Genomic DNA, 24494 nt, shown 5'->3' on the forward strand with positions numbered 1-24494 from the left:
TTTTTTCTACAAAAAAATTAGCTTCCTAATCTTTGAAAGTGAAGAGAGGTTTCAACTCATTTTCGATAAACCAAAAGAAGTTAGCGAACAACTAACTTCTTTTTATCTTATTTCACATGTTTTGCAAGTTCTTCTTGCGCTTTTTTATTGGATTCTGCTTTTTCTTTCATCCATTTATCTTGAGCTTTTTGATATTCATCTGCTGTGACTGCCTTGTCTTGAAGTTCAAGGTATTTATACAAGACTGGGTCACTTGTACCTTTATTTCCTGACAATGCAAATGGTATTGTAAATGGTACCATCTTAGACAAGATTGGACGACCAGTTTTAGAAGTTGTTGGGATGATCAAAGCACTGTCGGTCAACCAAGCTTGGGCTGCAGCGTATTTATCATATCGTTTAGCAACATCTATAGTCTCATCACCAGCCTCAGTAACCAATTTTTCGTAGTCATATAGACCTACTTTTTTAGCAGCTACATTATCTTCCCCTGAGTCAAATCCTAAATATGTTTTAGTGCTTTCTCCTACAGATGGTTTGATAATATCAAGGTAGGTTGATGGATCGGCAAAGTCTGGACCCCAACCGACATTATCTGATAAATCCCAGTCTTCGCCAGCAGCATTTTCAGCAAAATATGTAATATTGTTTACTTCATCTTTTTGTAGTTGTTGAATATCAATAATGACATTATCAGTTCCTAAAGTCGCTTCCAAGGATTGTTTCATAGATTGGACACGTTGAACTTTTGTAGTTGCTGTCTGGTCAACTGGCATATCCAAATGAATTGGGAAAGTCACACCTTCTGCTTGTAAAGCTGATTTAGCTTTAGCAAATTCAGCCTTGGCTTTTTCTGGATTGTAAAGGCCATCCTGAGAATCTGCAAGATTAATATCCTTCCATTCATCCCCATAAGTCACCAATTTCTCTTTGACCATATCGCCAAAGTTTTTACCATCTGCTTGAACAAATGTTGGTGGAACAAAGAGATTACGTAAGATTTTGCTTGCTCCAGTTTCTCCATTCAACTGAGAGGCATAGGCTGTACGGTCAAATCCAAAAGCAATAGCCTGACGGAAATCCTTGTTTAAGAGAGCTTTTTTAGTAGATGTCTTTTGTTCTTCGCTGGTCTTAGATGTGTATTTATAAGATTGGCGGTCAATATTTGTACCAACTAGATACGTAACAGAGTCTTGTTGAGTATAGACAATATTGTCTTTCAGCTCTTTTTCAAGTTCTGCAAAACTTGCACTTGTTGGATAGAGACGAGCTGCTGTAAGGCTACCATCTTTAAAGTTTTCTGCAGGTTTACTAGTATCTTGACCATCCCAGAATGACAATTTAACTTTGTCAACATGCACATTATCCTTATCCCAGTAGTTCGGATTTTTCGCAAATTCAACAGAGGATTTGGTCACAATAGATTTCAACAAATAAGGACCATTGTACAAGATACTACTTGGATCCGTAGCTTTGGCAAAATCATCCCCTTTTGAGTTCAAAAACTCTTCATTGACTGGCGCAAGCACACCCATGGTTGTTTTAGAATTCCAAAAGCTTTCAGGTTTGTTCAAGGTGTATTGGACTGTTTGATCGTCAAGTGCTTTAATCCCAACTTGAGAGAAATCTTTAATTTCCCCTTTAGCATAGGCATCTAGTCCTTTGATTGAATCCTGTACCAAGTAAAGGGCTTCTGCTTTCTTATCTGTTGCATATTTAAGACCTGTCACAAAGTCTTGAGCCTTAACAGGAGCATACTCTTCTCCCTCAGATGTATACCACTTGGCATCCTGACGAATCTTATAAGTATAAGTCAAGCCATCCTTAGAAACTGACCAATCCTCTGCCATTGAGGGAATAAGGTTCCCGTATTTATCATTTTCAAGCAATCCATCAATGACATTACTAGTAATGTCGGCAGTTGCTGCCTTACCAGTTGTTAAGTAGTTGAGATTATCTGGGTGGGTCTCGTAGGTAAATGCGAAGGTCTGCTCACCTTTAGCACCTGAGCCTCCTGAACAAGCAGCTAAAACACCCGCTGCTAATAAAGTCACTCCCGCAAGAGCCAATACTTTTCTTGTTTTCATAGTCTTCTCCTTTGTTTTTTTATTCATTATAGACCCTTTTTCAAGTCCTGTCAATACAATTTTCTGAATTTTTGAAAATTATTTTTTAAACAATAAGTTTGCAAAAATATGAATAATATCAAAAAATCCCTCAACTACATTACATAGTCAAGGAATTTTTAATACTTTTATAAATGAGAACTGGTGGTCAATTTTGCTTATTTAATCTAACTCATTTCTCACGCACTGTAAAGCTGATCCAATTACTTGGTGCATATCGTAATAACGATAGTGTCCTAAACGACCACCAAAGATAACATTCCCTTGCTCATCGGCCAATTTTTTATACGATTTATACAAATGATTATTACGATCATTATTTACTGGATAATAAGGCTCATCACCTTTTTCCCATGTTTTAGAATGTTCTTTAGTAATGATAGTCTTTGATTGATTTCCAAACTCAAAATGTTTATGTTCAATAATACGTGTATATGGAGTTTCTGCATCCGTATAGTTCACAACTGCATTTCCTTGGTAATTCTCCATATCCAGGGTCTCATTTTCAAAACGAAGACTACGATACTCTAGTTCACCCAACTTATAGTCAAAGAATTCATCAATCATACCAGTAAAGACAATCTTAGGAAAATCTTTCAGATATTGCTCTTTATTGGCAAAGAAATCAACATTTGTTTCTACATCAATATTTTCATGATCCAACATTTTTTCAACTATTTGAGTGTATCCACCAATTGGAATCCCTTGATAGGTATCATTAAAATAGTTGTTATCATAGGTCAGGCGTACTGGCAAACGGCGAATGATAAAGGCTGGAAGTTCAGTAGTTGGTTTCCCCCACTGTTTCTCTGTATAGTCTTTGATTAATTTTTCGTAGATATCTGTACCTACTAGAGATATAGCCTGTTCTTCCAGATTTTCAGGAGTTTTGCCATTTAAAACAGCACGTTGCTCCTCAATCTTCGCTTGCGCTTCTGCTGGCGTTACAACTCCCCAAAGTTTATTAAAGGTATTCATATTGAAAGGAAGGTTATAAATCTCTCCCTTATAATTTGCAACTGGGGAGTTTGTGTAACGGTTAAACTCTGCAAACTGATTTACATAATCCCAGATTTCCTTATCCGAAGTATGGAATATATGAGCACCATATTGATGAACTTGAATTCCTTCCTCTTCACGAGTATAGATATTACCCGCGATATGATTTCGTTTTTCAATGACTTTTACTTTTTTTCCTTTTAAGGCTGATTCATGGGCAAAAACTGCACCAAAAAGACCAGCACCAACAACAAGATAATCGTACATCTTAAGCTCCTTTGGAGTTTATTATCTGCCTCTTTTATTAGACTAGAAAAATCATTCTATCTTAATTGGTAAACTCTTCTTTATCTATAAAAATTCACTTATTTCATATTACATTTGGCATAAAATGAAATAAGCGAATTCTACTTTGTTTTCATACAATTAAAAATCAATTTCTATGGATGTTTCAAATAACTGTGTAAGAGGCATAATTTCACCATATCGTAAAAAATGACAATGAGATACTTATTGATTTCAATTAATTAACAGAATACGAACTAGACAAGTGAGTGCGTCTACTTAACAAACACTTCCAAGCGATTACTTTCCTCATTCAGTCGTCGTAATCTACGACTTACATCATCAGATAAGTCATACTCACCATTTAAAATAGATAAAATATGTTATTTTTCTTCATCAGTATTCTCTTCAATAAGTACATCTTTAAAAAATACTGCCATCATTATCATCTCACTGCAAAAGAATATATGCAACTCTATCCTATTAAATCAATCTCTACTGACAAAAGAAGTATATTTACTTCACTGATTGCGAGCGAGAATTTAGAAATATCTTTATTGTTTTATATAAGTTGTTTATATAAGTTTCAACTATTCTATTATTCAAATGATATAGATTATAAGGTACTAGAAATATACAAATTGATTTAATCTCTCTTAAAAATATCCCTAGTGTAAACTTTACCCTTCACATCTTCTAAAGTTTCATCAAAACGATTTGCAACAATCACTTGACTAGCTTTCTTAAACATTTCAAAATCATTAACTACTTGACTACCAAAGAAAGTAGTACCACTTTCAAGAGTCGGTTCGTAAATAATAATAGTGACACCTTTTGCTTTCAAACGCTTCATAACACCTTGAATAGAAGATTGTCTAAAATTATCTGAATTACTTTTCATTGTTAAACGATAAATTCCTATAATGATCTCTCTTTCTTTATCTGGTTTATAGAAATCATTGCCCATATAAGCTCCAGCAAGATCTAAAATACGATCTGCAATATAATCTTTTCTTGTCCGATTACTTTGTACTATAGCTGTTATCATTTCTTGTGGAACGTCAGAATAATTTGCAAGAAGTTGCTTGGTATCTTTAGGAAGACAGTAACCTCCATAACCAAAAGAAGGATTATTGTAGTGAGAACCAATTCTCGGATCTAAACAAACTCCAGCAATAATCGCTTGAGTATCCAGTCCTTTCATCTCAGAATAAGTATCTAACTCGTTAAAATAGGAAACCCGGAGAGCAAGATAGGTATTAGCAAAAAGTTTTACTGCTTCAGCTTCTGTAAAATCCATATACAATGTTTCAATATTTTCTTTCAATGCGCCTTCCTGAAGCATTTTTACAAAAATTTCAGCAGACTTTACCAAATCTTTATCATCTTTATCTGTACCTATAATAATTCGACTCGGATATAGGTTATCATATAACGCTTTTGACTCCCGTAAAAACTCAGGACTAAACATAATATTGTCTGTAAGAAATTTCTTCCGTACTGATTTTGTATATCCAACAGGAACAGTACTTTTGATTATTATAATGGCATCAGAATTATATTTCATAACTTCTTCAATGACAGCCTCGACTGAAGATGTATCGAAGAAATTCTTTTTCGGATCATAATTAGTTGGAGCTGCAATAACTATAAAATCCGCATCCTTATATGCTTCTTCTGCATTCAATGTAGCCACAAGATTCAATTCTTTTTCTGCAAAATATTTTTCTATATAATCATCTTGGATAGGGGACTTCTTTTTATTGATTAACTCAACTTTCTCAGGAATGATATCTACAGCAACAACTTGATGATGTTGAGCCAGTAAAATCGCAATAGATAATCCAACATATCCTGTACCTGCTACTGCTATTTTCATAATTTTTCCTTTCTCAAAACACTCGCATTATACATTGTAGTAGTCCTTATACCACTCTGCAAATTTTCTCAAACCTTCTCGTAAAGAAGTTTTTGGTTTAAAACCAAAATCTCTCTCTAAATCACTTGTATCTGCATAAGTAACAGCAACATCACCTGGTTGCATAGGAACTAATTTTTTATGACTATCAAAATCATAATTTTCCGGCAAAACACCTGCCTTGATTAGCTCCTGTTGAAGAACATCCACAAAATCTAACAAATTTTCTGGTTTACTATTCCCAATATTGTACACTTTATATGGGGCTAACGGTAAATTATCAGATCCCACTAGTTTCTTCGGAGCCGATTGCATGACCCTTACTATCCCCTCAACGATATCATCTATATAAGTAAAATCTCGTTTACAATTACCATGATTATAAATTTCAATATCGGAACCACTTCGCAATTTATCTGTAAATCCAAAATAAGCCATATCTGGGCGCCCAGCAGGACCGTAAACTGTAAAAAAGCGTAAGCCTGTAGAAGGAATATTGTAAATCTTTGAATAAGCATGCGCTTGGAGTTCATTTGTTTTTTTAGTAGCAGCATATAGTGAAATAGGATTGTCTACCTTATCTTCTGTTGCAAACGGGATTTTTTTATTTCCACCATATACCGATGAGGAAGATGCATAGACTAAATGTTCCACACCACCATCATATATCTCATACGAATGACGACATGCTTCTAATACATTATGAAAACCAACGATATTACTTTCTATATATACATCTGGGTTTGTAATAGAGTAGCGTACTCCTGCCTGGGCAGCTAAATTAACAACAATCTGAGGATGATAACGCTTAAAAATCTTATTAATAAGCATTTTATCTGCAATATCACCCTTAATAAATATCCAACTTTTTTCTGGATAATCTTGAATTAGCTTATTAAGTTGAAGCAATCGATAATCTTTAAGTGCAACATCATAGTAATCATTCAAATTATCCAAACCAATGATTGTCATCGTTCCTTCTAATTCCATTAATTTCCTAACTAGATTTGATCCAATAAAACCAGCTACTCCTGTAATTAGAATTGTTTTTCCTCTCATATTATAATACCTCTTGTTATTTTTATATTTTCATCCACTGATACAAATTCTTTAACGCCTATTATAATCAATTTCTAAGATAATCTATAATAAAAAACAAACCACATACAGTATAAGAGATTGCTGATGCTATCGCAGCTCCTGTAATTTGGTAGTTAGGAATTAAGTACCAGTTTAAACTTATATTTATCAAAGCCGAAACAGATAAAATTTTTATAGCTACACTCTGTTTGCCCTGAGATATATAGATTGGTTGTAAAATTTTAAAGAAAATCAGCGATAAGCTTCCTAAAAAAATGACTAATGTTATAGGAAATGCCTTTATATAACTGGAACCATAAAGGAGCGTAATAGCAAATTCTCCAAAAGAAAGAAATCCAATAATTAATAAAATCATAAATAGAAATGATACTTTTATTGCATTTATTGCTTTATTTTTCTCAAACGTTCTTTTAGCCGAGTCACCAAATAAAACCTCTTTAAATGAGTCCGGAACCATCAAAAACATATTAGAAAACGTAACTGCGACACTGTATATACCCACATTATAACTACTAGACATTTGCTTCAACATTATGATATCAATACTATAATTAAATGTAATCAATAGAGTAAGAATCATAGAAAGAAATCCAAACTTATATATAGTGAAAAATTCTTTAATACTAATATGTTCAAAAATTGGGAACATATTGTAATAGTATAGAAATAAAATGATACGTAAAAATTCATTAATAGCATATACCAAAAATACCATCTCTATAGAAACTAAATGAAATAGTAACAACAATACTAGCATAATGGAATATACTACACTTACTCCTAATACAATCTTGTTCCTCTTTATACTATTTTCTATTACTGCAATCATAGTAAGATTTGTTCTCATAATAGATAGACTGGACAAAACTATTATTACCCCACCATAATCTATCGGAACATCAGCTAAAACTATTATTAAACCTATTATTCCAAACAATAATCCTTGAATAAAAGTTAAAACAACAAATTTATTCTGATACTCATTAGAATGATTCCTTTTAAAGGTTGAGTAAGCCTGACCTAAACCAACTCCACCTAAAATATAAAAAATTTCTACTAAGTTCATTACATAGGCATAATCTCCTTTTTTTTCAACACCTAATCCCCTATTAATTATAATTGAGGATAAAAGTGTTAATAATATTAACAAAAATTTACTCGTTAAAGCAAACCAATATTTCTTAGATAGTCTCACTTATTTTCTCCGTTTGTTAAATTTTATAACAGTAAATTTTAAATTATAGTATCAAAAAGTATACCCCAACTTTTTGAATAAACTACTCACCACCCATTTCATCCAATGGTGATATCAACACCATTCTATCGATAAAAACAATAACCAATGTTCCCAATATAGCATATTTAAGCAATGGAGATAATATGTTAGCAAAATCAGCACGAGTAGAATAAATAAAAATAGGTATCATATACAGATATATCAGCATCCCGTATATATTTCTTTGAGCGTTTATATAAAGAAATCTCATCAAAAAGCCTGTTAGCATAAAAATCATTACAATTCCAAAGTATCCTCCATTCAAATATCCCTCTCCCACAAGAGTAAAACCATATTTGGTTGAATGTACGTTTGGAAAAAAGGTGTCCATAAACCAAGTTTGATTAGAATACCCCGTATTATAAAAAATTCTTACTATGTCATTAAAAAAAGAACGACCTTCGAAATAATTTCCCATATTATGTGATATAAGAATCTGTAAATTACGACTAGCTGATACAAACTCACCATCTAGCAAATCAAACCAAATATTATTTATATTTATAGATGAAACTTGCCCACTTAATAAAGTATATTTAAAAACTGCAGATAACGGAATCAGTAGTGCCGCAAGCGGAACTAACATTACAAGATGAAAACGTTTTATTTTGTGAAAGTAAAAGAATATAATCACATCAAGGAGGAATAAAGTAAACATATAATCTCTTTCCCCTGTAACGATAGAAAAAAGACAGATAACTATCGCTGTGTTAGTATTATAATTTAGCAATCTCCATTTTTTAGTACTCAACTGTATAAATAGCTGATATGTATGAATGAGAATCATAAAATACACCAAAGAAAATACTAACATTATCACAATATTGGCACCTGAATATATTTCCCCTTTATTTCTAAAACCACTTCCTAATAGATATATAATTGCTACTGTTGTGATAAACGTATTTATATTATTGAAAAATAATAAATAGTTTTTGTTATTTAGTTTTATTTTCCTTTGGTCTAACACGATGGACTTAGAAGGCAGAGTTAACAACAGAGTTGCCAAAGCCAACCACTGCATAAATATTAAATCCTTTGTGTATCCGTAGTTTATATATTCCATTCTATAGAGTAGAGGGTAAGAAATAGAATAAATAGTAAAGAAGCTACTATACCACACATAGGGATGAAAAATATTAAATTGCACAATTATCATTGACATAAAACTTAAAAAAATCATTGAAAATAATGGAATTATAACATCATTATTTTCACTGCATAAAATTAAAGCCCCTGAAAAAACTACACATACTAGAAGTATCACTTTATTTTTTATATCATTTGATTGTAGACTAAACTTCATTTACTTTTTTCCTTTAACTAATAATTTAAACGTAATGCGTATTCAAAAATTTGATTGGCTATGTAATTAGTTCCTACAGCTCGTTCAATATATTAAAAATAGATTTTTCATCGCATTTTAATCTAAACCATCAGAATTATTTAATTCTCTTCTAATTTTAGCAAAATAATCACTTCTGCGTTTATTTAATACATTCGAAAGGAATTTTTTTGAGGATTCAAACTGTTTTATCACCATCTTTTCCTTATTCATACTAATAAAATCTATAATAGATTCTGCAATCGCTTGTGAAGAGGATGGAGTAAATAAACAACGTGGCCCCAGTAACTCTGGAATTCCTGCTTTATTAGACCCTATGCAAGGGCAAGCACGGCTCATAGCTTCAATTACCGCACGAGGCAATCCTTCTTGTAGACTTGGTTGTATATATAAATCAACTTTATCCAAATACTCATAAATTTGTGATGTAGTCAATTCTCCTAAAAAATGGACTCTATTCGCTACTCCCAATTCCTCTGCTTTCTTTTTTAAGAAACTTTGATCACCATCACCTGCTAAATAATAATCCAACAAAATACCTTGTATTTCTAATCTCTTCATTGCTTCCAGTACAAACCTATGGCCCTTGGCTCGTACATTCACAGACGCTGTTGTCATTATTGAAATTTTTTGAGGATTAAATTTTTTCAACTTATAAAGGCGATTCTCCAAAGAGCTATTCTCTACAGACGTAATGTTAACATTCGAAGCAGAGATATTAGATTTAATATTAGGATATCTATCTTGTAAATATTTTTCTGTTACGTATATGCAATAATTAGCATTTTTTACAATTGATTTAGTTTTAGCGTATATATACGGAGCTAATAATTTTCCCTTTAAACTATGATACCAGTAAGAATCCCAAGCATCCCCCATCACTTCTGCCAGATACGGCTTCCCTATCTTCAATGCGTAATCTGCAGTTTTTGATCCAATTATCGATGGAATACGAACAACTATTAAGTCGCTATCAATCATTCCTTCAATAATCTTATTTTTATTTTGACCAAATAAAACCTGAGGTAGCCCTTCTATAGGGATAAATTTATTAATAAAATTCGCTTTATGATATCCTTCAGGGTATGATTCCACCTTCTCATAACGACTACATAGTACAATCTCTCCAAATGCTTTAGCATAGCGCTCATAAATAAAATAAGCTTTCGGTTTTAAATATATTTCATTTTTATAGATTGTACATCTAAATTCAGTCGCTATAAATACTTTCATAATTTCATCTCCCTTGATAAACGTTTCTGAATAAATATAGTATCAGCTGGAATATCCTTTGTTACAACACTTCCTGCTGCAACCACACTATTATCACCAATACTCACTCCCTTTAAGACAATGCTGTTAGCTCCAATCCAAACATTTTCTCCAATCATAACTGGGGCCGTCTTAAATTTTTTTGCTTTCAATCCACCTGGAACACTAACATCATAGTCATGATCATATATAAGTACTCCAGGACCACATTTTACTCCAGGCTTAATATCTATGTATTCACGACAAGCTATCATACAATTATTATTTAAAAATACATCATCAGAAATCTTGAGTTTTGCTCCTTTTCTAACTTTCAATACTCCCCCGGTGTTTACTCTAATCTTTTTTCCTAAGATTAATTTAGCATTAGATTCCTGTTCGACAGTTACATTCTTTCCAAATTTTAAAAAATAATGAAAAGTAAGATCTTTGTTTCGACACATTTTTAATAATATCAAGCAAATATTTGCACGAAGTAAACCAACAATATTTTTTATAATCCTATTCATCTAAAACTCCTTTTATTTTATCTAAATAAGCATCTATAACAATTTGACGAGAAAAATATTGCTCTATATACATTCTCCCTTGAATCCCCATCTCTTTTCGTTTTTCATTTTCTAGACCTAAAAAAACTTCCAATATAGAGACTAGTTCCTCAACATTTCCCCCTTGAAATATATAGCCTGTCTCTCTATCTTTAACAATTTCTTTACAACCTGGATTATCTGTCGTAATTAAAACACGTCCTGAACTAGCGTTTTCTAGTAATACATTGCTCATTCCCTCACCATACACACTGGGATGGATAATTGCATGGGAACGGGTAATATGAGGTATCACATCTTTTTGTTGCCCCAAATAATAAACGATTCCTTTTTTTTCTAAGTCACGAATTTTAAGTTCATAATGACTCTCTGTCGGTTCTATAAAGCCAATAATATTAAACTCTGTTTTGGGATATCGACTTTTAATAATTTGGGCAGCAGCCAGATAAGTATCTATACCTTTTTCTTTTAATATCCTACCAATATAATTAAAAACGATTGTTTCTCCTTGAATTCCATTTCCACCATTTGGATACTGTTGTACAGGATACCTTTCAATGTTCACTCCTGACCCAGGTATCAGCTTAGAGTCGCCCGAAATCAAGCCAAGAGTTTTTAACATTTTCATATTATATTCATTTTGAAAAAAAACACAATTTGATTTCCTAAAAGAAATTCTAAACAGTAATAACACCAGGCTTCTTACACAAGAACCCATTGTTAAGACACTACCTAAACCTGTTACGTTATTTATATATTTTATTCCTAAAATTGTTGCAGCTAAACTAGCATATACATTTGGTTTCACGGTATATGTTAAGACTACATCCGGTCTATGTTTTCTCAATAATCTTATATAACTAAGAAATAGACGAATATCTTTTAAAGGGTTTATTCCTCTTCTATCAATAGTAATATCTTCATACTCAAATTGAATAGACTTCATCAACTCTATCTTATCTCCATAAGGACATGACACTAGCACTTCATACCCATACTCAACTAGTGACTCTATAACTTCTTTTCGAAAACAATAGATGTCATCGTCATGATTAGTTATTAACATAATTTTTTTCTTTTGTAAATTCATCAAAATAATCTTCCTAAAATATAATTAACCGTTACCCCATTATCCTTTACAATTATCATTTTTAAAATAGTAATTCTCTATAATTAATTGTTTCCAAATTGTAACACTTTAAAGTTATATACATATACAAAACTTACAAACTATTTACGACCGTAGGCTCCATACTTATCTACTGAGATATTTAATTTATTTAAAATAACTCCTAGGAACAGTTTCCCTGTTTGTGCTAATTGTTGTTTCGCTTTTTGGACATCACGTTTATTCGTCTCACCTGTTGCTGTTACCAAAATGGACGCATCACACTTTTGAGTGATAATTGCTGCATCAATAACAAATCCAATAGGTGCTGTATCAACAATGATATAATCAAAATATTTACGCAAGGTTTCAATCATATCATTAAAATTTTTACTTTGTAACAAGGCCGCAGGGTTTGGTGATACAGATCCCGATTGAACTACAAATAAATTTTCAATATTTGTATCGCATAAACCGTGAGATAAATCAGTTGTCCCAGATAAAAATTCTGTTAGCCCTGTAATTTTTTCACGAGATTTAAAAACTCCTGACATAACCGAATTTCGAATATCTCCATCGATCAAAAGAGTTTTATAGCCTGCACGCGCAAACGACCATGCTATATTTATGGAAGTAGTTGATTTTCCTTCCCCAGGGTTAACAGAAGTAACGGAAATCACTTTTAGTTTATCTCCGCTCAACTGTATATTTGTACACAAGGCATTGTAATATTCTTCTGTCTTCTTAATGAACTCCAGTTTTTTTTGTGCTATTTCTAATGTCGGCATCTCTCTCTCCTATTTCAACTTATCCAAGTTTGGTACAACTCCTAAAAGTGTGATCTGCAGTGCATCTTCGATATCTTCCGGACGTTTTACACGAGTGTCCAAAAGTTCAAGAAGAAGAACTATAACACTGGTTCCAATCACCCCTGCCAAAAAACCAATTAGTGTATTGCGTTTAATATTTGGCGAAGACGGTGATACCGCCGGTCTTGCCTCCTCCAGTGTTGTCACATCAGAAACACGAGTAATACTGATAATTTTTTGAGCAGCTACTTCTCTCAAAGAGTTAGCGATACGGCTTGCCTCTTCAGGAACTCGATCATTAACTGAAATAGAGACAATTCGGGTATCAACTGGTACTGTCACTTTAATTTTATTAGCCAAACCTTTTGGCGTCAAATCTAGTTTTAAATCAGAAACAACTTTCTCCAAAACATCCTGCGATAGGATAATTTCACGATAGTCTTTAACCAAGTACGATCCTGCCTGCAAGTCTTGATTTGTTAAACCAGACTTCTCTCCTTGATTACGGTTAACTACATAAATCCGAGTCGTACTAGTAAACTCAGGTTTGATAACAAAAGTACTGTAGGCAAAAGCAACTGAAGAAGTTATAATTGCCACTAATAAAATGACTAACTTTCTTTTCCATAAAGTTCTGAATAGTTGAAATACATCGATTTCCAAAGTGTTTTGATCTTTCATATTTTCTCCTAAATTAATTGATCCATTATAATTTTTCTGGGATTTTCTACAAAAAGTTCCTTCGCTTTTTTCGCTCCATATTTCTTAGCAATTATATCGTATGCCTGTTCCATATATGGAGGTCTACTGTCTAAATTGTGCATGTCACTTGCAACTACATGAACTAAATCACGTTCCAAAAAATACCGAGCTCTCTTTTTCATAAATTTATATCTTTCACCAAAGAGCTTAGGTTTTAAAACATGATAACTATTTATCTGAGTATAGCAACCCATATCAATCAGTTCGCGAACGCGTTTTTCATTATTCTCTAAAGCATCATAACGTTCAATATGAGCAATTACTGGTGTGATTCCCAACATCAAAATATTACTCAATCCCGTATGAATCTCACGATAGGGAGTATGCATGCTAAACTCAATCAAAGCATAACGGCTATCATTAAGGGTAGGAATTTCTTTTTTTTCTAGCTTTTCTAGAACATCCGAAGTATAGTATATCTCTGCGCCATAAGCAATGACTAAATCATCTGCTACTTCTTTTGCAATTTCACGAACCTTAATAAAATTTGTTGCAATTTTTTCTTCTGGAGTTTCAAACATTCCTTTTCGACGATGTGAAGTAGACACAATCATTCGAACCCCTTGATTATAAGCTTCTCTTAAAAGTGCCTTGCTATCCTCTATCGACTTTGGCCCATCATCTACATCAAAAACGATATGCGAATGGATGTCTATCATTTCATCTACCCTCCATCACATCCTGTATAGCTGCCTTGACTGTAGCTAAACTACTCTCATCTATTTCCATCATATAGAGGTTACTGTCTGGCATTGCATAAGAAGGAAGATCCATCCGACCTGTCCCTTTTAAATCTTGAGAATTTACTTTATAATTTCCTCCACTTTCCAACTGAGTATTCACTAGATCCATCATAGTCTCAATCGGCATATTTGTTTGAAGAGAATCCTGCAATCCTTGAAGAATACTACTATAGTTTTTCAAGGATTCTGTAGAAGTTAACTTCTGAATGATTGCTACAATGACCTTTTGTTGATTCCGACCACGGTCACGATCTCCATCGGCTAGTGAGTAGCGTTCACGCACAAAACCTAGAGCTTGCTCAGAGTCTAGATGGACATTTCCCACTGGAAAATGGAACTTCCCATGTAGAGCTGAAAACTCTTGATCGTTATGAACATCTACCCCTCCCAACAAGTCAATCAATTTCAAAAATGAGGTAAAATTCAAACGAACATAATAATTAATATCTACTCCATAAAGGTTCTCTAAGGTATGAATAGATGAATCAACCCCGTATATACCAGCATGAGTCAATTTATCCTTTTGATTGTTTCCACCATCAGCAATAGGAACATATGAATCTCGTGGAGTTGTTGTAAGAAGGATTCTCTTCGTATCCCTATTGACCGTCATCAGAATATTGACATCTGAGCGCGAAACTGAACTAATGGCACCGTAAGTATCAATACCACTGACATAGATATTAAAGAAGCGATCTTTAGATACCTTAGGGGTCTCAACATCCTTGGTCATTTTTTTAGTGTAAATTTTCTTAATTTTAGAAGCATAATCTGGATACTCTGCTTCAATAATATTCTCAAATACACTATTTAAGACAATGGCTTTGGCCTCTCCAGAAATCAAACTTTTATAAGTTGACAAGTAAGAAGTACTTTTATCAACCGTCAAATCCTTATTTTGACTCGTCTTAATATCAGAGATTAGCTTTTGAATATTCTCATTATCCGTACCTGTTGGTCCCATAACACTAGATAATTGGGCAACATTATTGATATCGCTATCCTTTAAAACGACGACACTGAGAGAATACTCTGAATAATTTGAAGTTGCATTAATATGACTTGTAAAGCCTATAAATTGCTGCAGAGTAAATAAAGAAACAGAACTCACTAAAACAGCTAGTGTCAAAAAGAAAATCGTGAACTTTTCTGCTTTTTTATAGATTATTAATAATGCAGCAGTCACAGCAACCATCACGGCAAAAACTGCGACCACTATATTAATGTGCCTGAAAGCAAGTATATTGTACTTAAAGATTAAGAACAATAAAAAACCAACTAACAATAAATAAATAGTCAACAAAACTATATTAACACTTCGCTTCACTTTCTGTGAACGTGATTTTTTAAAACATCTACTCATGATTAACACCTATACATTTAATGTTACTATTATATCACTTTTTTACGATAAATTCTACATTTAGCGAGTTTATAAACATTCTTAGATATAGGTTATTTGGACATCATAAGCACTTATACTCTTCGAAAATCTCTTCAAAGTAAGTCAGTTTCACCCTGCTATATGTGACTGACTTCGTCAGTTCTATCTACCACCTCAAAGCTGTACTTTGAGCTAACTTCTCAGTTACTCTTTGATTTTTATTAAGTATTAGTTTCAATCTATTTTAGCACAAAACAAATCATTTCTCAGTTTTCAATAGCCGAGTAATTTAAAAAGACAAGCACCAAAACTGATGTTTGTCTTTATGATTCTCCTTAAAAAGCTATTTCCCATTATTTAACATGCTTTTCTGCTTCTTTTTGAGCTTTTTCAATTGCTTTTTTGCTTTCTTGCTCCCATTTAGTTTTGGCTTCTTCATACTGTTTAGTCGTAACTGTATCTTTTTGCAGTTTCATGTACTTGTAGTTATTTCCATCACCCTTGATGCCGACCAGTGAATACCCTCTTGTAAATGGCGTTACTTTGGTTACAGAAGCTGTACCACCATTTGACATGGCTGACATAATCAGAGAATTGTCAATCATCCAAGCCTGTGCTTCAGCATACTTTTCATAACGCTTCGCTACATCTTTATTTTCACTATCTGCATCTTTGAGCATCTTGGTATAAGTATCAAGCCCCAAGCTAGCAATTTTTGCTTTATCTTCCTTGGCATCTAGACCAAATATCTTGAGGTAGAATCCATCCTCTGCATTGAAAGGATTGAGATAAGTTGATGGATCCTGATAGTCACCTACCCAGCCATCAAAGTTCAAATCGTAGTCTCGATCAGCTGGTGTTGGTGCCAAGAAGGCTACGTTATTAAAATCGTCTGTTGAAAGTTGCTGAACATCAATGACAATATTATCAGCACCCAAAACTGATTCAAGAGTCTGTTTTACAGAGTTCATACCTGTCACAGCATTCTTATTCGTCTGATCAACTGCCACATCCAAGTGAATAGGGAATGTTACACCTTGACTTGCCAATTCTTTTTTAGCATCCGCAAATTTTGCTTGGGCTTTTTCTTTGTTAAAATAGGCATCCTGAGCATCTGCCAAGTTAATACCTGACCATTCTGTACCATAGTTAACCAATTTAGAAGCCACTACTTCTCCAAAGGTCTTGTCTCCGACTTGGACAAATGTAGGAGGTACTAGGGTGTTACGAAGAGTCTTGCTAGCTGCTTCTTCCCCATTAGACTGAGCAGAATAGGCTGTACGGTCCAAGGCAAAGTTCACTGCTTGACGGAAGTTCTTGTTCAAGACAGCTGTCTCAGTTGACTTCTTCTGCTCATCTGTCGTTTTAGCAGTGTGATTGTAAGCCTTACGATTAACATTGAAATTGAAATACCAAGAAGTCTTGTCCTGCAAACTATAAACGATATTATCCTTATATTTTTCCTTAGTCTTAGCAAAGTTAGAACTATTTGGATAAACCCCAGCAATTGAGTAGGCTCCACTTTCAAAGTTACGAATGGTCAATTCTTGGTCTGAGCCATCAAAATAAGCCAATTTTACGTGTTCAATCGATACTTTGTCATGATCATAGTAATGCGGATTTTTCACATACTCGATCGATGATTTTGATGTGAAGTCTTTTAACAAATAAGGTCCACTGTAGAGAATGCTATTTGGAGATAGAGTCCCAAAATCTTTCCCTTTTGAATTTAGAAACTCTTCATTTACTGGGAAAAGAATACTGTTCGTTGTTTTTGAGTTCCAGTACGGTTCTGGGCGTGCCAAAGTATACTCAACAGTCTGGTCGTCGATGGCCTTCACTCCAACCTTAGAAAAGTCAGAATCCGCTCCTGTAATATAATCATTCAAGCCCTTGATCGAGTTTTGAATCAAGTCAATTGCCTGTGATTTATTGTCCACTGCGTACTTAATCCCTGTCACAAAATCTTGTGCTTTGACTGGGGCGTACTCTTCACCGTCAGCCGTGAACCATTTGGCATCTTTTCTCAGTTTATAGGTATAAGTCAGACCGTCGCTTGAAACAGACCAGTCTTCTGCCAAAGACGGAACTAGGTTTCCGTGGTTGTCATTTTCAAGCAAGCCATCAACTAGGTTGGTAATGATAGCTGTATTATCAGCGTAGTAGTCTAACAAGTAGTTAAATGTAGTTGGGTTTCCACTAAAGGTTGATGAGTAAGTTTTTGTATCTGAACCTGATTGTCCGCAAGCAGTTAAAAGCAAGGCAGCTGCAACAGTCAGGCCTGCACTAAGGACACGCTTTTTTGTATTCATCTTCTTTCTCCTTTATGTTAGTTTTTATAACATAGATTTATTTTACCAAAATAGTGGAAATTTGTAAAGTTAATTGAATTTTGAGAATGAAAGTTTATAAATCTTAGCCATAAAAAAACAAAGGATTTCTGCCTTTCATACAGTCCTCCCTTGTTTTTATACGATTTCAATTTTAAATTTTTCTGTAAAAAATATTTATAGTAATTCCACACAGAAAGCATCCCATGGAGACAAGATTTGTTTTTCAAAGACTTCTTGAGCCACGGTGTTTTCAATCAAAACAGATTTGACGTTTCCTTCTACTGTCAAGTCTTGCTCTTCATTGGACAAGTTGGCCACAACTAAGAAACGACGGTCCCCATCTTTACGAATATAGGCGAAGACCTTATCAGCCGTATCAAGCAATTCAAAGTCAGCTCGAATCAGCCAGCTGTTCTCCTTACGGATTTGGACCAACTTCTGATAAGTATAAAAAATAGAATCTGGATTTGCCAGCGCTTCTTGAACGTTGATTGCTTGATAGTTTGGATTCACTGCCAACCAAGGTTGACCTATTGAGAAACCAGCGTTTTTGCTTTCGTCCCATTGCATAGGGGTACGGGCATTGTCACGACCAATGACACGGATACTGTCCATGATTTCTTCCATCGGAACACCTTTTTCAAGAGCCTCACGCGCATAGTTGAGGGATTCAATATCTTCTACTTGGTCCAGCGTTTCAAACGGATAGTTGGTCATCCCAATCTCCTCACCTTGGTAGATATAAGGAGTTCCTCTCATGAGATGAAGTAAGATTGCAAAGGCTTTGGCAGATTTTTCGCGGTATTCCTGGTCATTTCCCCATATTGAGACGATACGAGGAAGGTCATGATTGTTCCAGAAGAGCGAATTCCAGCCGTCCTCAACTCCTAATTCTGTCTGCCATTTGTTGAAAATCTCTTTTAACTTAGCAATATTCAGTTCTTTTTGATAGTGCCATTTAGGCTGACCTTCCTGATACTGAAGACCGATATGTTCAAACTGGAAGACCATAGACAACTCTTGCCCTTTTGGATCCGAGTAGAGCTTAGCAATTTCTGGCGTTGCTCCCCATGTTTCCCCTACTGTTAAGAGATTCTTATCTCCAAAGGTCGCCTGATTCATCTCCTTGAGATAAGGGTGGAGCATAGGACCATTATTGACTACCTTCTCATCAGGAATTTTCCCAATCATGTCAATGACATCCATGCGGAAACCACCAATACCTTTATCAATCCAAAAGTTCATCATCTCATAGATTTTCTGGCGAAGTTTTTCATTTTCCCAGTTGAGATCAGGCTGTTTCTTGCTGAAAAAGTGGAGATAGTATTGACCTGACTTTTCATCGTATTCCCAAGCAGACCCACTAAAGATAGACTCCAAATCGTTGGGCTCATCGCGCCAGATATAGTAGTCTCGCTCAGGACTGTCAGGATTTTCACATGCCTCGACAAACCAAGCATGCTCATCTGAGGTATGATTGACCACCAAGTCCATGATAATTCGGATATCACGCTTCTTAGCTTCCGCAATCAGCTCATCCATATCCTCCATAGTTCCGAAAATAGCTGCAATCGCTTGATAATCAGCAATATCATAGCCATTATCATCCATAGGACTGTCATAAACGGGAGAAAGCCATATCGCTGTAATCCCTAACTTAGCTAGATAGTCTAACTTACTGGTAATTCCTGGCAAATCCCCAATTCCATCTCCGTTGCTATCCATAAAGCTCTTAGGATAGACTTGATAGACTACGGCATTATGCCACCATTTTTCTTGCATCTTCTTACCTCATTATTTTAATAATCTATAGTCTATGATAGCGCTTTTCAGAGTTTTATGCAAGCGCTTGCCTAATCTTTTTGATTCCTTTTTTAACTCCATAGTTTCCTAACTTCCAATTTTTTATTATAATAGAGGTCAGAGGTAAAAAAATGAAAAAACAAGCTTTTAGTTCTGAACAATATTTGAATCTACAGCGCGACCACATTTTGGAGCGCATTAATCAATTTGACGGCAAGCTCTACTTAGAGTTTGGTGGCAAAATGTTAGAAGATTTCCACGCTGCTCGTGTTCTTCCTGGTTATGAGCCTGACAATAAAATCAAGCTCTTGCAAGAATTGAAAGAACAGGTTGAGGTCGTGATTGCTATTAATGCAAGTAATATCGAGCATTCCAAAGCACGTGGTGACTTGGGCATTTCTTATGACCAAGAAGTTCTTCGTTTGATTGATAAATTCAATGAATTAGGGATTTTTGTTGGCTCCGTTGTCATCACACAGTACGCTGGTCAACCAGCTGCAGATGCCTTCCGCAACCAACTTGAGAAAAACGGAATTGATTCTTATCTTCATTATCCAATCAAAGGATATCCAACAGATATGGATCACATCATTTCTCCAGAAGGTATGGGGAAAAACGACTACATCAAAACCAGTCGAAACTTGATTGTCGTAACCGCTCCTGGACCTGGTTCTGGAAAATTGGCAACCTGTATGTCCAATATGTACCACGACCAAATCAATGGTATCAAGTCTGGTTACGCTAAATTTGAAACCTTCCCAGTTTGGAATCTTCCCCTTCATCATCCAGTTAACTTGGCTTATGAAGCTGCCACAGCTGACCTTGATGATGTCAACATGATTGACCCCTTCCATCTCCAAACCTACGAAAAAACAACGGTCAACTACAACCGTGATATCGAGATTTTCCCAGTGCTCAAACGCATGTTGGAACGTATCCTCGGTGAATCTCCATACGCTTCACCGACAGATATGGGTGTCAACATGGTTGGTTTCGCTATTACAGATGATGAAGCTGCTGTCGAAGCTTCTAAACAAGAAATCATCCGCCGTTACTATCAAACTGTTCTTGATTTCAAAGCCGAAAAAGTGGGCGAATCTGCTGTCAAGAAAATCGAGTTGCTTATGAACGACCTCGGTATCACACCTGTAGACCGCAAGGTTGCTGTTGCTGCACGCCAAAAAGCTGAAGAAACTGGTGGACCAGCCCTAGCCCTTGAATTGCCAAATGGAGAAATTGTCACTGGTAAGAATTCAGAACTCTTTGGCCCTACAGCAGCTGCTCTTATCAACGCCATCAAGAAATCAGCTGACATCGCTAAAGAAGTAAAATTAATCGAGCCTGAAGTTGTTAAGCCAATCCAAGGTCTTAAAATCGATCATCTGGGTAGCCGCAATCCACGCCTTCATTCAAATGAAATCCTGATTGCACTTGCTATCACAGCTACAGAAAATCCTGATGCTGCCCGTGCTATGGAAGAACTTGGCAACCTCAAAGGAAGCGAAGCCCATTCAACCATCATCTTAACCGATGAAGACAAGAATGTCCTTCGCAAATTGGGTATCAATGTAACCTTTGACCCTTACTACCAATACGACCGCTTGTATCGTAAATAAAGATTTGAACCTCTTCACCCTCGGAGAGGTTTTCTCTCTGCCTCAAGAGCTGGCTTTATGTTATAATGAAAGAAGAAAACTGAAAGGATTTACCATGTCAAAAGAAGTTATTGTTGAAAGTTTTGAACTTGACCACACCATTGTTAAAGCACCCTATGTTCGCTTGATTGGGGAAGAAACAGGGCCAAAGGGAGACATCATCTCCAATTATGACATTCGCTTGGTGCAACCAAATGAAGACTCTATCCCTACCGCTGGTCTTCACACTATTGAGCACCTCTTGGCAAAACTCATCCGCACCCGCATTGACGGTATGATTGACTGTTCACCATTTGGTTGCCGCACAGGTTTCCACATGATTATGTGGGGACGCCATACTAGCGCTGAGATTGCAACTGTTATCAAGGATTCGCTCAAGGAAATCGCTGAAACTACTACTTGGGAAGACGTCCCTGGAACAACCATCGAATCTTGCGGAAACTACAAGGACCACAGCCTCTTTTCTGCTAAAGAATGGGCGAAACTCATCTTGGAACAAGGAATTTCAGACGATGCCTTTGAGCGTCATGTGATTTAAACACAAAAAAGGAACCAGTTTTTTCAGCTGGCTCCTTCTTTTTTATTCTCAAAATTTTGTCTTATACTCAATGAAAATCAAAGAGCAAACTAGGAAACTAGCCGCAGGCTGTACTTGAGTACGGCAAGGCCGTTGACGTGGTTTGAATTTGATTTTCGAAGAGTATTAGGCTTTTTCACGAATAACCAAACCACCATCTTCCATATCTGCTTCCAGATGTTTAACATCTAAATGATCCAAGTGGAAGTCTGTCACCTTATCACGAATTTCTTGTTCAACCACACGACGGAGTGGACGAACACCCATGACTTCATCGTAGCCTTCCTCAGTCATGTATTCTTTAGCAGCTTCGCTCACTGCCAAGTCAATGTCTTTCTTAGAAAGCGTCTTGTTAACTTCAACCAACATAAGGTCTACAATCTTAGAAAGATCTTCTTTGCTCAAGTGTGAGAATTCGATGACAGCATTGAAACGGTTAAGGAATTCTGGACGGAAGTAAGGTTTCAAACGATCCATCAATTCTGGTTTATCCGCATCTTCTGTCAAGTTAGCTTCGTAACCAAAGCCTGCGTTTGAAGTTGCGATAATCACCGTATTCTTGAAGTTGACAGTGTTACCTTGACCATCTGTCAAACGACCATCGTCCAAAACTTGGAGGAGAAGGGTGATGACTTGAGGGTCAGCCTTTTCAATCTCATCCAAAAGTACGATTGAGTATGGATTGCGACGGACGCGTTCTGTCAAGGTATTGTTGTTGTCATCGTAACCAACATAACCTGCAGTTGTACCAATCAATTTAGATACGGCTGTGCGGTCGCTGTATTCTGACATGTCCAAACGGATGATAGCATCTTTCGTTCCGAACATATCAAGAGCCAATTGTTTAGCCAACTCAGTCTTACCAACACCAGTAGGACCTACAAAGAGGAAGCTACCGATTGGACGGTTACCTTCATCAAAACCAGCACGGTTACGACGGATAGCTTTTGCTACTGCTTCAACGGCCTTATCTTGACCAATAACTTTCGTCTGCAAACGATGACCCATATCTTTCAAACGTTCGATGTCCGTAGCCCCCATTTGAGATACTGGAATACCGGTCATTCGTTCTACAGATTCAGCCACATCGTTGACACTTGCAGTCACTTTCATATCTTCTGTATGGTTTTCGATTTTCTTTTCCAATTCTACAATGCGTGTTTTATAGTTTAGAGCTGCTTCAAAATCTTCTGCCTCAACTGCTTTTTCTTGCTTGTCTTTTTCTACCTCAATTTCACGTTCAACAGCATGCACATCTGTTACAGGATGCTGAGCTGCCAAGTGAGCTGCCGTTACATCGACAAGGTCAATAGCCTTATCTGGCAAGCTACGTTGAGGAATATACTGAACAGAATAATCCACCGCCGCTTTCAAAACTTCGTCTGGCAAGATGACATTGTGGTGGTGTTGATAGAGATCACGAATTCCTTGAAGGATTTTAAAAGTATCCTCTGCTGAAGGAGCATTGACCTTCACTTCGTTGAAACGACGAGCAAGAGCAGCATTCTTCAAGATGGTGTTACGATATTCGTCTTGAGTTGTTGCCCCAATCACTGTCAATTCTCCACGAGAGAGAGCTGGCTTGAGAATATCCGCAAGCCCTTTAGAACCACTGTCTCCACCAGTGCTACCAGCACCGAGAATTTGGTGAATTTCATCAAAGAAGAGAATGATATTTCCCGCTTCTTTTACTTCATTGACTAAGTTTTGAACGTTTTCTTCAAAGCTACCACGGTATTGAGTCCCAGCCTCAATACCTGAGATATCAATGGAAATAATTTCCTTATTCTTAATAGCAGCTGGAACATCACCATTCACAATGGCTTGTGCCAAACCTTCGACAACTGCTGTCTTACCAACACCTGCGTCTCCGACTAAAACAGGATTGTTCTTGGTACGGCGTGAAAGGATTTCAGATGTCTCTTGAATTTCCTTGTTTCGTCCGATAACAGGATCCAACTTGCCTTCACGAGCTTCTGCTGTCAAGTTACGACCTAGTTTAGCAAGCACACCGTCTTGTTTCATACCTGATGCCTGTTGTGGCATTTTTCCATCAACTTCTGCATTTCCTGGTAATTGACCAGTCGCACGATAGTGAGCAAATTCCTCAGGTGTCACTTCACGTCCATTAATCAAGTAACGGCGATTTTCAGAACTGTATCCTCGCATACCACCCATCAATTGGTTAAATAAATCATCCATGTTATTAAAATTATTAAAGTTGTTGTTCATATTCTTTACCTCTTTTTATTTATTTAGTTATTATTACTGATATTGACTATCTTTGATCTTTGGTTTAAAAAATTTAGACTAGCTAAATTGCTACTCTACGTACTATTTCTGGTTTTTCTTTTTCAAGCAGGAGTAGACTATCTTTACTTCTGAAGATTTCTAGATTAAACATAGACCCACCTCTTTCTATTTCACTTTAAATAAGCGTTCTAGTAAGG

18 protein-coding genes are annotated in these 24494 nt (G+C 35.7%); 2 read left to right on the forward strand and 16 right to left on the reverse strand.

The genetic code is table 11. The features are described 5' to 3' along the window. Positions 1-107 precede the first annotated feature (107 nt). The 15 genes from O3601_RS02285 to O3601_RS02355 form a co-directional block, all read right to left on the reverse strand. Positions 108-2087 (reverse strand): peptide ABC transporter substrate-binding protein, encoded by a 1980-nt coding sequence (locus O3601_RS02285; RefSeq protein WP_371470862.1) that lies wholly within the window; start codon positions 2085-2087, stop codon positions 108-110. 201 nt (positions 2088-2288) lie between these two features. Beyond that, on the reverse strand, positions 2289-3392 hold the full coding sequence (gene glf / locus O3601_RS02290) for a UDP-galactopyranose mutase (protein ID WP_371470863.1): 1104 nt from the start codon (positions 3390-3392) through the stop codon (positions 2289-2291). 664 nt (positions 3393-4056) lie between these two features. Continuing rightward, on the reverse strand, positions 4057-5289 hold the full coding sequence (locus O3601_RS02295; RefSeq protein WP_261022442.1) for a nucleotide sugar dehydrogenase: 1233 nt from the start codon (positions 5287-5289) through the stop codon (positions 4057-4059). Between the two features lie 27 nt (positions 5290-5316). Beyond that, positions 5317-6387, reverse strand: coding sequence for a UDP-glucuronate 4-epimerase Gla (gene gla / locus O3601_RS02300; RefSeq protein WP_261022428.1), 1071 nt, complete (start codon positions 6385-6387; stop codon positions 5317-5319). 67 nt (positions 6388-6454) lie between these two features. Continuing rightward, complete coding sequence (locus O3601_RS02305; RefSeq protein ID WP_261022414.1) at positions 6455-7624, reverse strand: oligosaccharide flippase family protein; 1170 nt, start codon at positions 7622-7624, stop codon at positions 6455-6457. 82 nt (positions 7625-7706) lie between these two features. Continuing rightward, a complete protein-coding gene (locus O3601_RS02310; RefSeq protein WP_261022400.1) occupies positions 7707-9011 on the reverse strand; it encodes an oligosaccharide repeat unit polymerase in 1305 nt (434 codons plus the stop codon). Positions 9012-9128: 117 nt separating this feature from the next. Next, positions 9129-10283: a glycosyltransferase family 4 protein gene (locus O3601_RS02315; protein ID WP_261070494.1), complete on the reverse strand. Its 1155-nt coding sequence runs from the start codon at positions 10281-10283 to the stop codon at positions 9129-9131. Further along, positions 10280-10831 carry an acyltransferase gene (locus O3601_RS02320; protein WP_261022384.1) on the reverse strand — a complete coding sequence of 184 codons (552 nt, stop codon included), beginning with the start codon at positions 10829-10831 and terminating at the stop codon, positions 10280-10282. Before O3601_RS02320 ends, O3601_RS02315 begins: the two co-directional genes overlap by 4 nt. Then, a complete protein-coding gene (locus tag O3601_RS02325; protein ID WP_261022368.1) occupies positions 10824-11960 on the reverse strand; it encodes a glycosyltransferase family 4 protein in 1137 nt (378 codons plus the stop codon). Before O3601_RS02325 ends, O3601_RS02320 begins: the two co-directional genes overlap by 8 nt. Positions 11961-12100: 140 nt before the next feature. Continuing rightward, entirely contained in the window at positions 12101-12766 is a 666-nt protein-coding gene (locus tag O3601_RS02330; RefSeq protein WP_261070493.1) for a tyrosine-protein kinase, read from the reverse strand. Positions 12767-12775: 9 nt separating this feature from the next. Continuing rightward, positions 12776-13468 (reverse strand): capsular polysaccharide biosynthesis protein CpsC, encoded by a 693-nt coding sequence (gene cpsC, locus O3601_RS02335; protein WP_261068121.1) that lies wholly within the window; start codon positions 13466-13468, stop codon positions 12776-12778. 8 nt (positions 13469-13476) lie between these two features. Continuing rightward, on the reverse strand, positions 13477-14208 hold the full coding sequence (cps4B, locus tag O3601_RS02340) for a capsular polysaccharide biosynthesis protein Cps4B (RefSeq protein ID WP_000565324.1): 732 nt from the start codon (positions 14206-14208) through the stop codon (positions 13477-13479). A gap of 1 nt (position 14209) precedes the next feature. Next, a complete protein-coding gene (locus O3601_RS02345) occupies positions 14210-15655 on the reverse strand; it encodes an LCP family protein (RefSeq protein WP_261070492.1) in 1446 nt (481 codons plus the stop codon). 374 nt (positions 15656-16029) lie between these two features. Then, positions 16030-17988 (reverse strand): peptide ABC transporter substrate-binding protein, encoded by a 1959-nt coding sequence (locus O3601_RS02350; protein WP_261070491.1) that lies wholly within the window; start codon positions 17986-17988, stop codon positions 16030-16032. 195 nt (positions 17989-18183) lie between these two features. Beyond that, positions 18184-19791, reverse strand: coding sequence for an alpha-glucosidase (locus O3601_RS02355; protein ID WP_261070490.1), 1608 nt, complete (start codon positions 19789-19791; stop codon positions 18184-18186). A gap of 152 nt (positions 19792-19943) precedes the next feature. Between O3601_RS02355 and O3601_RS02360 the strand changes: the two genes are divergently transcribed. Further along, positions 19944-21428 carry a DUF1846 domain-containing protein gene (locus O3601_RS02360; RefSeq protein ID WP_371470867.1) on the forward strand — a complete coding sequence of 495 codons (1485 nt, stop codon included), beginning with the start codon at positions 19944-19946 and terminating at the stop codon, positions 21426-21428. Between the two features lie 94 nt (positions 21429-21522). Beyond that, the gene (locus O3601_RS02365) at positions 21523-22005 is read left to right on the forward strand and encodes an S-ribosylhomocysteine lyase (protein ID WP_000032549.1); all 483 of its coding nucleotides are present in this window, start codon (positions 21523-21525) and stop codon (positions 22003-22005) included. Positions 22006-22170: 165 nt separating this feature from the next. On the opposite strand, the gene O3601_RS02370 is transcribed toward O3601_RS02365, so the two are convergent. Continuing rightward, a complete protein-coding gene (locus O3601_RS02370) occupies positions 22171-24276 on the reverse strand; it encodes an ATP-dependent Clp protease ATP-binding subunit (protein WP_371470869.1) in 2106 nt (701 codons plus the stop codon). Positions 24277-24494: the final 218 nt, after the last annotated feature.

The sequence above is a fragment of the Streptococcus sp. 20925_1_69 genome (assembly GCF_041432365.1).
Classification (GTDB): Bacteria; Bacillota; Bacilli; order Lactobacillales; family Streptococcaceae; genus Streptococcus.

Bases quoted from the DNA above. Each gene is read 5' to 3' on its own strand.
- O3601_RS02285 (WP_371470862.1), bottom strand. From the start codon at position 2,087: ATGAAAACAAGAAAAGTATTGGCTCTTGCGGGAGTGACTTTATTAGCA.
- glf (WP_371470863.1), bottom strand. From the start codon at position 3,392: ATGTACGATTATCTTGTTGTTGGTGCTGGTCTTTTTGGTGCAGTTTTT.
- O3601_RS02295 (WP_261022442.1), bottom strand. From the start codon at position 5,289: ATGAAAATAGCAGTAGCAGGTACAGGATATGTTGGATTATCTATTGCG.
- gla (WP_261022428.1), bottom strand. From the start codon at position 6,387: ATGAGAGGAAAAACAATTCTAATTACAGGAGTAGCTGGTTTTATTGGA.
- O3601_RS02310 (WP_261022400.1), bottom strand. From the start codon at position 9,011: ATGAAGTTTAGTCTACAATCAAATGATATAAAAAATAAAGTGATACTT.
- O3601_RS02315 (WP_261070494.1), bottom strand. From the start codon at position 10,283: ATGAAAGTATTTATAGCGACTGAATTTAGATGTACAATCTATAAAAAT.
- O3601_RS02320 (WP_261022384.1), bottom strand. From the start codon at position 10,831: ATGAATAGGATTATAAAAAATATTGTTGGTTTACTTCGTGCAAATATT.
- O3601_RS02325 (WP_261022368.1), bottom strand. From the start codon at position 11,960: ATGAATTTACAAAAGAAAAAAATTATGTTAATAACTAATCATGACGAT.
- O3601_RS02330 (WP_261070493.1), bottom strand. From the start codon at position 12,766: ATGCCGACATTAGAAATAGCACAAAAAAAACTGGAGTTCATTAAGAAG.
- cpsC (WP_261068121.1), bottom strand. From the start codon at position 13,468: ATGAAAGATCAAAACACTTTGGAAATCGATGTATTTCAACTATTCAGA.
- cps4B (WP_000565324.1), bottom strand. From the start codon at position 14,208: ATGATAGACATCCATTCGCATATCGTTTTTGATGTAGATGATGGGCCA.
- O3601_RS02345 (WP_261070492.1), bottom strand. From the start codon at position 15,655: ATGAGTAGATGTTTTAAAAAATCACGTTCACAGAAAGTGAAGCGAAGT.
- O3601_RS02350 (WP_261070491.1), bottom strand. From the start codon at position 17,988: ATGAATACAAAAAAGCGTGTCCTTAGTGCAGGCCTGACTGTTGCAGCT.
- O3601_RS02355 (WP_261070490.1), bottom strand. From the start codon at position 19,791: ATGCAAGAAAAATGGTGGCATAATGCCGTAGTCTATCAAGTCTATCCT.
- O3601_RS02360 (WP_371470867.1), top strand. From the start codon at position 19,944: ATGAAAAAACAAGCTTTTAGTTCTGAACAATATTTGAATCTACAGCGC.
- O3601_RS02365 (WP_000032549.1), top strand. From the start codon at position 21,523: ATGTCAAAAGAAGTTATTGTTGAAAGTTTTGAACTTGACCACACCATT.
- O3601_RS02370 (WP_371470869.1), bottom strand. From the start codon at position 24,276: ATGAACAACAACTTTAATAATTTTAATAACATGGATGATTTATTTAAC.